This is a genomic window from Paenibacillus rhizoplanae (assembly GCF_042684125.1).
Taxonomy (GTDB): domain Bacteria; phylum Bacillota; class Bacilli; order Paenibacillales; family Paenibacillaceae; genus Paenibacillus_AQ; species Paenibacillus_AQ rhizoplanae.
The window spans coordinates 192,399-202,690 of record NZ_JBHUKY010000008.1; the positions used below are offsets into that span (position 1 = coordinate 192,399).

The 10,292-nt window shown below is 57.7% G+C and carries 10 protein-coding genes; 8 read left to right on the forward strand and 2 right to left on the reverse strand.

Features of this window, described 5'->3' with window-relative positions; genetic code table 11:
- The first annotated feature begins 22 nt into the window (after positions 1–22).
- The 5 genes from ACFSX3_RS03010 (at position 23) to ACFSX3_RS03030 (ending at position 4,530) form a co-directional block, all read left to right on the forward strand.
- The gene (locus tag ACFSX3_RS03010) at positions 23–835 is read left to right on the forward strand and encodes a GTP pyrophosphokinase (RefSeq protein WP_209991205.1); all 813 of its coding nucleotides are present in this window, start codon (positions 23–25) and stop codon (positions 833–835) included.
- Entirely contained in the window at positions 825–1,289 is a 465-nt protein-coding gene (locus ACFSX3_RS03015) for a DUF309 domain-containing protein (protein ID WP_209991207.1), read from the forward strand. Before ACFSX3_RS03010 ends, ACFSX3_RS03015 begins: the two co-directional genes overlap by 11 nt.
- A gap of 68 nt (positions 1,290–1,357) precedes the next feature.
- The gene (locus tag ACFSX3_RS03020) at positions 1,358–2,929 is read left to right on the forward strand and encodes an RsmB/NOP family class I SAM-dependent RNA methyltransferase (protein WP_209990940.1); all 1,572 of its coding nucleotides are present in this window, start codon (positions 1,358–1,360) and stop codon (positions 2,927–2,929) included.
- A 3-nt stretch (positions 2,930–2,932) separates the two neighbouring features.
- Positions 2,933–3,694 (forward strand): pseudouridine synthase, encoded by a 762-nt coding sequence (locus ACFSX3_RS03025; RefSeq protein WP_209990938.1) that lies wholly within the window; start codon positions 2,933–2,935, stop codon positions 3,692–3,694.
- Between the two features lie 35 nt (positions 3,695–3,729).
- Positions 3,730–4,530 (forward strand): Cof-type HAD-IIB family hydrolase, encoded by an 801-nt coding sequence (locus ACFSX3_RS03030; RefSeq protein ID WP_209990937.1) that lies wholly within the window; start codon positions 3,730–3,732, stop codon positions 4,528–4,530.
- 86 nt (positions 4,531–4,616) lie between these two features.
- Here the strand turns inward: ACFSX3_RS03030 and ACFSX3_RS03035 are convergent, their stop codons facing one another.
- Together ACFSX3_RS03035 and ACFSX3_RS03040 are read right to left on the reverse strand one after the other, a co-directional pair.
- Complete coding sequence (locus tag ACFSX3_RS03035; protein WP_173137744.1) at positions 4,617–4,706, reverse strand: sporulation protein YjcZ; 90 nt, start codon at positions 4,704–4,706, stop codon at positions 4,617–4,619.
- Between the two features lie 114 nt (positions 4,707–4,820).
- Positions 4,821–6,227 (reverse strand): RsmB/NOP family class I SAM-dependent RNA methyltransferase, encoded by a 1,407-nt coding sequence (locus tag ACFSX3_RS03040; RefSeq protein WP_209990935.1) that lies wholly within the window; start codon positions 6,225–6,227, stop codon positions 4,821–4,823.
- 197 nt (positions 6,228–6,424) lie between these two features.
- On the opposite strand from ACFSX3_RS03040, the gene ACFSX3_RS03045 reads away from it, so the two are divergent.
- The 3 genes from ACFSX3_RS03045 to ACFSX3_RS03055 all read left to right on the forward strand — a co-directional run.
- The gene (locus ACFSX3_RS03045) at positions 6,425–7,561 is read left to right on the forward strand and encodes a glycosyltransferase family 4 protein (protein ID WP_209990933.1); all 1,137 of its coding nucleotides are present in this window, start codon (positions 6,425–6,427) and stop codon (positions 7,559–7,561) included.
- A gap of 4 nt (positions 7,562–7,565) precedes the next feature.
- Positions 7,566–8,957, forward strand: a complete 1,392-nt coding sequence (locus ACFSX3_RS03050) for a metallophosphoesterase family protein (protein ID WP_209990932.1) — start codon at positions 7,566–7,568, stop codon at positions 8,955–8,957.
- The coding region (locus tag ACFSX3_RS03055; protein ID WP_379312585.1) for an AAA family ATPase at positions 8,954–10,292 on the forward strand (1,339 nt) is incomplete at its 3' end. The genes ACFSX3_RS03050 and ACFSX3_RS03055, both read left to right, overlap by 4 nt.

Consider the following 10,292-nt stretch of genomic DNA (forward strand, 5'->3'; position numbering starts at 1 on the left):
GAATGGACAGGAGGACAAGGCGATGGACGTCAGGGACTGGGGAACTTTTCTGCTTCCTTATGAACAAACGGTGGAGGAATTGAAGGTTAAATTCAAGACGATGCGCTCCGAACTCAAGAAAAGGGAAGAATATACGCCGATTGAATTCGTTACCGGCCGTGTGAAGCGGCTGTCTAGCATCCTTGAGAAGGCCAAACGGTTGAACGTAAAAATGGAGGATCTGGAAACGGGCATTGAGGATATCGCCGGCATACGCATTATGTGCCAGTTCGTCGAGGATATCCGCAGAGTGGCGGAATACATCCGGGCCCGCAAGGACCTTGAAGTGCTATATGAGAAGGACTACATTACCAATTATAAGGAGAGCGGCTACCGCAGCTTCCATATGATCATCCGCTATCCGGTACAGACTGCGCTGGGTCAAAAGATTGTACTGGCAGAAATTCAAATTCGTACGCTGGCGATGAACTTCTGGGCAACCATTGAGCATTCGCTGAATTATAAATACCGGGAGAGTCTGCCCGATGAAATGCGGGTGCGCCTGAAGACGGCAGCAGAAGCGGCTTCCATTCTGGACAGCGAGATGTCGAGCATCCGGGAAGAGATTCTGGAGGCCCAGAAGACCTTCGAGGAGAATTCGAACATGACGACCCAACTGCTGAAGGCCATCCACCAGCTGTATTTCTATCATCTTGTAAATGAAGCGATTGAGAGCCAGGAACGGTTCAATGCAATCTGGCAGGCTCAGGATATGGATGAGATGAAGGAACTGCTGGACCATGTGCGCGAGCTGCTCTCGAATGCCAAGAAGGGCAGCGAGCCGGATGGCTTATGAGCCGCTGTATCTGGCCTACCTCATCTACTTCAACCGGGACAGGGATTATTTCGAATGTCATGAGGTGCTTGAGGAATTATGGCTGGAAAAGCAGCGTGATCCGCTATACAAAGCTCTGCTGCAGGTGGCAGTCGGGCTGTACCATTTCCGTAATGCCAATGTGCGCGGCGGCCTGATTCTGCTGAAGCAGTCCCATGAAGTACTGGGCAGATATCCGGCGGTGACGCTGGGTATTGATCTGGCGAAGCTGGTCCGGGAAGCGGGAGCGTATGTTGCCCGTCTGGAAGCTTACAGCGATCAGCCCTTTGATTATTATGATCTGACGATTAGCATTGTAGACCCCGTGCTGGAGGAAGAGGTCAGGCTGGCGGCTGAGTCTACTCCGCCTGTGCTGCCCCAGCGGCGCGGGCCGCAGCAGCCGGACAGACCCAGGCATAGGCCGGATGGCGCTTGACCATAGTAAGGTTACCACAGGAGCACCCGCAGGGGTGTTCCTGATTATTTGAGCGGGAGGACGGCATCATGACGGCACAACTGCCCGGAGCTTTCGCGCAGCGTATGAACGAGCTGCTGGGACCGGAATATGAGCAATTTGTAGATACTTATCAGCAGTCACCTTACGGGGGAATCCGTGCCAATACACTGAAAATAACGGTGGACGGGCTGCGGGAGCGTTCCCCCTTCCCTCTGGAACCGATTCCCTGGTGCCCTTCGGGCTTCTATACCGGAGAGGGAGCCAGACCGGGCAAACACCCCTATTATCATGCCGGGCTGTACTATATTCAGGAGCCGAGTGCCATGGCCCCGGTTGAACTGCTGGACGTTCAACCGGGGGACCGTGTGCTCGATCTGTGCGCAGCCCCGGGCGGCAAGTCTACCCAGATTGCCGCCAAGCTGCAAGGAGAAGGACTGCTGGTCTCGAATGACCTGCATCCTGAACGGACGAAGGCGCTCGCCAAGAATCTGGAGCTGTACGGCGTACGGAACGGCATTGTACTGAACGAAAGCCCTGAGCGGATTGCGGCGGCTTTTCCCGGATTCTTCGACCGGATTCTAATCGATGCCCCCTGCTCGGGAGAGGGCATGTTCCGCAAGGACGAGGATATGGTCAAGCAATGGGAGCCGGGCACACCGGACAAATACGCGGAGATGCAGCGGGAGATTCTGCGGGCCGCAGCTTCAGCGCTGAAGCCCGGCGGTACTATGGTGTATTCTACTTGCACGTTCGCTCTGGAGGAGAACGAGGAGATGATTGCCGGATTCCTGTCCGGGCATCCGCAGTTCTCGCTGGTTCCCGTAGGCGGAACCGGCCCGTTCGCTGCCGGACTCGGTCCATTGCCGGGTGCGGCGCGGCTGTGGCCGCATAAGGTCAAGGGGGAAGGGCATTTCATGGCGGTACTGCGCCATGACGGAAGTGGCGGAGTGGAGAGAGAGGCATTTGAGACCGGGGCAGCAGAGAATGATCTGAGAGAGAGAAGTCTGTCCGCCGCGCCCCGGAGCAAGGCTACGAAAACAGACTTTCATAGTAAGGCAGTTCCCGGTAAGACAGATCACGGCCGGGGCGGCAAGGGAGGACGCGGATCTGGACACGGCTCCGGCTCTGGTAGAGCCGGAACGGGTCCAGGTCCGCAGTCACAGCGAACTGGCGGGGAAGCGATAGCGTTCGCGGTCTATGCGGACTTTATTCAAGAACTGCTGGGGACACAGCCGCCCGGACATGCCATATGGTTCGGCGACCATCTCTATATCTCCCCGTTGCCGCGTGAAGCGCTGGACGGTCTGAAGACAGTTCGGCCGGGCTGGTATGTAGGGCAGATCAAGAGCGGCAGATTCGTGCCCGGTCATCCGCTCGCTACAGCACTGCGTCCTGAGGAATGCAGCCGCTCGGTATCGCTATCCAGCGCTAGCGGGGAAGCGGTGTCCTACCTGAAGGGGGAGACCTTGTCGATCCCCGCAGAGCGCCTGTCGATTAAGGAAGGACATGCTTACAAAGGCTATACGCTCGTCTGCATCGACGGCTTCAGCGCAGGCTGGGGCAAATGGCAGGACGGGTTGCTGAAGAACGAATATCCCGCAGGCTGGAGGTGGACTTAGAGTATGGCTACAGGAGGAAATGCGAATAAGAAGCAGCGGATTGATAAGGTGCTGTCCCACATGGGGATCGGCTCGCGCAGCGATATCCGCAAGCAGGCCAAGCAGGGCCTGATCACAGTAAATGGAGCTGTCGTCAAAGATAGCGGGTTCCATGTAGACACTGAGCAGGACCGCATAGAGGTTGGCGGGGAGCCGGTCCTCTACCGGGAATTCATCTATCTGATGATGAATAAACCGCCGGGCGTATTATCCGCCACCGAGGATAAACGGGACCGCACGGTTCTGGATCTGCTGAAGCAGGAACATGCGCTATTCGAGCCGTTCCCGGTCGGGCGGCTGGATAAGGATACCGTGGGTCTTCTGCTGCTCACGAATGACGGCAAGCTGGCGCATGAGCTGCTGTCCCCGCGCAAGCATGTCCCCAAAACCTACGAGGCCACCATCGAGGGTGAGGTCGATGCAGCGGATGTGGCTGCTTTTGCCGAGGGTGTGGAGTTGGAGGATGGTTATGTGACGCTGCCCGCGCAGCTTAGCATTCTGAGTAGAGAACGTGGCAGCCGCGTGCTGTCGTATATCTCGCTCACCATTACGGAAGGCAAATTCCATCAGGTGAAGCGGATGTTCGTGGCTGTCGGGAAGAAGGTAGTGTTCCTGAAACGGGTGTCGATGGGCGAACTGAAGCTGGACGAGACGCTGCCCGAGGGAGCCTGCCGGGAGCTCACGGCCCGTGAGCTGGAGCTGCTGCGCGGCGGCGGGTCTGCGTAATAGAGGTATACTATACAGAGATAGGGTGATGGGGTATGAAATACAAACTGATTGCACTGGATGTAGACGGAACGCTGTTGAATGATGATCATCAGCTCAGTGAAGAGAACAAAGCGGCGATTGCCGAGGTTACGCGTCAGGGCGGGCAGATTGTACTCTGCACAGGGCGCAGTCCGCAGAATTCGATTCCTTTTATGGAGGAGATGGGCTTGTCGGGCTATGTGCTGGGCCATAACGGAGCGGCTACGGTGAGTGTTAAGGACCGTAAGGTGCTGCATCAGTATGGACTGGACGCCAGAGGGCTGGACCCGTATATCGCCTATTGCCGCGAGCGTGATATCCATTTTGATGTGAACACTGCGTTCGAGATGTATGTGGACAATGTGGAGAACCTGACGAAGGAAGCCCACTTTATGTATGAGCATTTCCGTATTATGCCTGCATCCCTTCCCGCCTGGGAGGAGTTCCGCGAACCGATTGTGAAATTCACTGTGTTCACGCAGTCCGATATTCTGGATGAAGCGCAGCGGGAGTGGGTCACGTGGGGAGAGCAGTACAATATTCTGCGCAGCGGAGAGTTCTTCGTTGATTTGATGCACCCGGAATCCTCCAAAGGCAATGCCCTGAAGCACCTGGCAGCCGAGCTTGGCATCCCGCAAGAGCAGGTGCTGTCAATCGGCAACTATTATAATGATATCTCCATGCTGACATATGCCGGTCTGGGTGTGGCGATGGATAACTCTCCGGTGGAAGTCAAAGCAGCCGCAGATGTGATCACCGGCACCAATAATGCGAACGGCGTGCGCGATGCGCTGGTGAAGTATTGTTTGTCTTGATGATGCGAAAAGACGAAAAAGCAGCCTGCCCCCATAAAAGGGAGCGGGCTGCTTGAGGTCCGTGTGCTGTGCTGCTTATAGCAGAATTAGACGAACAACGAACGGGAAATGATTACGAGTAATATGAAGAGTACCAAAATCGCACCGGTTGATGTGAAGCCTGCACCTACACCCATGTCTGATTCCTCCCTTGATTCATGTCAGTTCCCATTTCCGCAGGTTGGTCCGGCGGACTGCCATGGGATAATGACATCATATGCGTAGGGAGGCTTCATGAACTGGTCAACTGCCTAAACCTCTTCAAGATGGGCTTTTAGAATCCGCAGACCCTTGGGCAAATGATTCTTGAGCTGGCCGGAGCTGGCTTTGCCCCAGCCTACAGGCAAGCCGTCTACGGTTACCAGCGTCCAGCCATGCAGGCTTGGCGGAACCGGCAGACTCTCGCCGCGCAGCCAGGCCTGGATCTCCGGGCCGTCCGCAGGCATATCATAGCTGCGCGCCGCCTGATCCGGCTGGAGAGCCATGGCCAGAGCGTGGGCAGGTTCGATCCGGTTTTTCTTAAGATGAGCAATATGCAGTCCGGCACGCGGCACCTTGAGTCCGTCCAGTATCCCGATGTGCAGCCGCTCGCTGAACGCCTCAGGCAGCAGATACAGGGATTCGCCGAAGAGAAGCGGCACGCCGTGTCCGGCGAATCCGGGCAGCTCTGCCGCCGACCAGCTCATGAACTGTTGATAGGCTTCCCTAAGCGTAGCACTTGTCTTCAGACCGTTACTGCCGCGTTCACCGCGCTTGCCTTTGCTTTTGCGTGAAGTAGATTCTGTCTGGTCGGTGGAAGCAGCCTTGTGCAGCAGGGCGACGAAATGCCCTTCGCCCCGCTCCAGATGCGGCCACAGCCGCTTCGTAACGATCAGCTCCATATCGGGATAGATTTGTACGAAGCGTTCCATCGTCTCCTCATTCTCCCGGCGGTTGAAGGTGCAGGTCGAATAGACCATATGGCCGCCAGGCTTAAGCATCAGATAGGCATCCTGCAGAATATCCCACTGTCTGGCTACACAGATCTCCACATGCTTCGGAGACCATTCCTCTATCGCCGCAGGGTCTTTGCGGAACATCCCTTCACCGGAGCAAGGCGCGTCCAGCATAATGCGGTCGAACACCTCAGGGAATCTTTTGGAGAGATCACCGGGAGCTGCGGAGGTAACCAGCGTGTTGCTTATGCCGAGCCGCTCGACGTTTTCTGCCAGGATTTTGGCCCGCTCCGGGTGGATTTCATTGGAGATGAGCAGCCCTTGCCCCTGCATCAGTGCGGCGATATGGGTGGTTTTGCCGCCGGGAGCGGCCGCCAGGTCGAGAACGATCTCTCCGGGAAGCGGCTTCAGCAGCTCGGCTGCGGACATTGCGGAGGGCTCCTGAATATAATATAGTCCGGCGGTATGATAAGGATGTCTTCCCGGCCGGGCAGGGTCTTCATAATAGAATCCGGCCGGGCACCAGGGGATTTGTGACAGGTTAAATTGTGAGAGGGCATGTTCTGCTGCGGCGCGGCCCGGCTCTGAACTGCTTTTTAGCGTATTGAACCGCAGACCCTGGGTCCGCCGTGCCAGATAGCTCTCCAGAAAAGCATCCGCCGTATCCCCCAGCATCTCTCTAATGTTAGCGGTGTAAGCGGCAGGCAATCGTTCTTCATTCATAAATCACTCTCCTTGGTCCAAGTTCAAGATAAGTAAAGCTGTCATCTTAGTTGCTGTTTCGGGTGGATACCGATAAAATTAAGGCAGGGAACCTTAGCGTACCTGTAACAGTACCCGTAATTGTACATATACACAACTATATCACAATTGCCCGGCTTCACCGTAAATAGGTCAATTGTAAAGGGAGATGTACCTATATGAACTTGCTGCAAGCGCTATTCTTCCCGCCGGAGCAGCCCGGTGGTGTATCTTCTATGATTCCTTATCTGCAGGAACGCTTCCGGTCCAGCCGCTGGGAGATGGATTTGTTCTGGCTGCCCAAGCGCATCCGGGGCAAGGGACGCGAAGACATCGTCTTCGAGACCTTCGACTGGACAGTGTACGGCGAAAGTCCGGTTGTGCAAAAATACATTCAGACCTACCGGGATTACATTTGGTGGACCAAGCTGCGCATGAGCAAAAATTATGATCTGATCCATGCCCATCATCCGATTGCGGGGCTGGCGATGAAGCGGATTTATCCTGACATTCCCTTGATTCAGACGCTGCACTCCAGCTATGAGCGTGAATTGATTCTGAACGGGTTGATCCGCGAGGGGGGGCTTGAGCATCAGTTCCTGGTCGCCATTTACCGGGAGCTGGAGCATGTGAGTGACCGGCTGATGACGGTTTCGCGTGCTTTTGCCGATTATATGAGTCCTTATATTGAGCGGCCTGATAGCATCGGAGTGATCCCAAACGGATTCGACGAGAAACGGTTCAAGCCTGTCCCGCATGAGAATGACATTCCGCAGCTGGTCACGGTTACCCGTCTGGTGCCGGCCAAAGGCATCGATATTCTGTTCAAGGCCTGTGCCGAGCTGAAGAAGCGGGGGCATGAATATGTGCTGCATATCATCGGGGACGGACCGAGCCGGTCGGAACTGGAGCAGCTGGCGCAGGAGCTGGGGATATATAATGAGACTATTTTTTACGGCTATACGCTGCATCCTGAGGAATTCATGCCGTTCTTCGATATCTTCGTATTGCCTTCGCGGGCGGAGGCGTTCGGTTCGGTATTTGCTGAGGCTGCGCTGAGCTGTCTGGCGCTGGTCGGGACGAATGTGGGCGGCATTCCTGAGCAGATTGAGAACGGGGTGAACGGGCTGCTGGTGAATCCGGAGGATGCGCTGGGACTGGCAGATGCCCTGGAAAAAGTAATCACTGACCCCGGCTACCGCTATGAGCTGTCTCGCTCGGCTTGGGATAAAGCAAAGAGCCTCTACTCCCTGACACGTGTAGCCAATGAGCTGAAGAAAACCTATCTGCAGTTCCAGCCGGGGATGAAGGGGTGAGGCTATGATTCCTTTTCGTTTCCTGCATGCTGCGGATCTGCATCTGGACAGCCGGTTTGCCGGTCTGTCCCATCTCCCGCAGGATATTCGCTCCTATCTCCGGGAGTCCACCTTCGCCGCCCTCGGGCGGCTTGTTGGCGTAGCCACCCTGCAAAAGGTGGATTTCGTGGTTATTAGCGGCGACGTCTACGATGTCTCGGATGCTTCGCTTCAGGGGCAGCTCCGGTTCCGGGAGGCTCTGGAGGAACTCGGACGCCACGGGATTCAGGTATTCCTGATCCATGGTAATCATGATCCGCTGGACGGCCCGCGTCTTAGTTCGGCACCGCCTGCGCATGTTACGGTATTCGGCGGCAGTGAGCCGGAGCGCGTTACCGTCCGCCGCCGGGAAGACGGGCGGGAGGTAGCTGTGGTCAGCGGCATCTCCTACCCGACCTCCAAAGTGACAGAGAATACAGCTCTGCGCTTCAGCCGCCAGCCGGGCAGCAGCCTATTCCATATCGCTCTGCTGCATGGCAATGTGGACGGGGATCTCCAGCATGAGACGTACTCCCCGTGTACCCGGAAGGATCTGATCGGCAGGGGCTATGATTATTGGGCGCTCGGGCATATTCATAAGCGGAGTATTCTGCATGAGCATCCGCCTATCGTCTATCCGGGCAATATTCAAGGAAGAAGTATTAAGGAGACCGGGCCAAAGGGCTGCTATACGGTTGATGTCAGTGCAGAGGGGGCAGTCCGGCTGGATTTTCATGAACTGGATAGTGTGCGCTGGCAGGTCCGCGAGCTCTCTATTGATAGGCTTTCTGACGAGGCCGAGTGGACCCTCGCGGTAGAGAATGCAGTGGAGGATATCCGCAGAGAGACCCCGCAGATGATGTCTGTGGTCAGATTCCGCCTGACCGGGCGGGGCGATATACATAAGGTACTGGCTGAGAAGGGGGCGGCGGACGACCTCCTCACTGAGCTGCAGCGGCGGGAAACTGTACGTGCGGTGCGCAAGGAATATGCGGGCTTGGTCTGGACGGAAGGCTTCTCCATCGAAACGGGACTTGCGGTTGACCGTGAGCACTTGCTTCTGGAGGACAGCTTCCTGGGTGAAATGCTGCGGCTTGCCGGACACAGTAGCGGGAATGCCGCAGAGTTGGACGAGCTGGTCGCTGCTGCGCTGAGGCCACTGATGGAGAATCAGGAGCTGCGCAGACTGCTTGTATCCGTAGGAGCCGAAGAGAAACAGGAATGGCTGAGAGGTGCAGCAGAGCTGGGAATCACTCTGCTGAGCGGACTGGAAGAGTCCGGCGGGACGCCGCTGAATGCTGCGGAAGAAGGCAAGGCGTATTCTGCTGCGGCAACAGAAGATGGCGATGGAGAGCATGGCCGGGAGGTAGAGGAATGAAGATCGATTCATTGCGGATAGGCGGCTACGGAAGGCTGGCTCAGCGGGAGATCGGACTGAGTGAAGGGGTCACGGTTCTGTTCGGACGCAACGAGGCTGGTAAAAGCACGACCCTGCAGTTCATCCGTGCCATGCTGTACGGCATCCCCGGCCGGGGGAATCCGGCTGAACGGTACGAGCCGCTGCAAGGGGGGACGCACGGCGGGGTGCTGGAGGCAAGGGACGAGACCGGCGCAGTATGGACCATCCGCCGGTATGCATCCGGCGGCGCGGGGCCGGGCAGAGCAGAGAAGCTGCATATTGCGCTCAGCCATCCGGATGGCCGTTCGGAGGAGCTAAATCAGGCGGAGCTGGAGCGGCGTCTGCTTGGCGGCATCTCCCGGAGCATGTTCCGCCAGCTGTTCGCTGTCTCGCTTGACGAGCTGCAGGAGCTGGGTTCCTTGCAGTCCGGAGAAATGAGCAGCTACCTGTTCCATGCAGGGATGGGCGGGGGCGGGGAGATTTTGCGGGCTGAGAAGCGCCTGGTCCAGGAGGCCGAGAAGCTCTACAAGCCGCGCGGGAAGGTCCAGGAGGCGGCCAGGATTCTACAGTCTATCGGGAAGCTGGAGCAGGAGGTAGCGGAGAGCCGCTCTTATCTGCCGAGATATAACGGGAACACCCTGGCGCTGGAAGCTGCGGAGCAGCAGCTGGAGCAGATGAAGCTGGACCGCGAGCTCGCCGGAGCAAAGCTGATGAAGCTGCGCAAGACTCAGGACATTCGGGAGCTGTGGCTGAAATGGAGCGACGGCCGGCTGGAGCTGGAGGAGCTTCCCGTAATTGCAGCGTTCCCTGATGATGGAGCAGAGCGCTGGAGGTCACTGGAAGCCGATCTGCGCAGCTTGCAGGGCGCTGCGTTCCGGCTGGAGCGGCTTACGGCGGAGCTTACCGCAGAGCTTGCGGCGAATCCGCCCGATCCTCTGCTTGCGGAGCAGGGGCCTGCGCTCGAAGCGCTTGACCGCAGCCGCAGCAGCTATGAGGACAAGCGGGCGGAGCAGCAGCGGCTTGCCGCGGAGCTGACGGCTCTGCGGGAGCAGCTGGAACGCCTGCTGCGCAGCATTGGCGCCGGCTGGGATACCGCAGAGCTTGCGGGCTTCACCCCGGCCGCCGCGGACCGGGAGGCCGCGCGGCGTTACGCCGGCTCCTTTGCCGGGTACGACCGGCAAATGGAGACCCGGGGCGCGGAGCTGCTGAGCCTCCGCGCCCGCAAGGCCGCCGCCGCTGCTGCGCTGCAGGCGGCCGAGCGCCTGCTGGCGCAGGAGCACGCCAGCGGCGCAGCGGACTTCGCGGGCCTGGCTG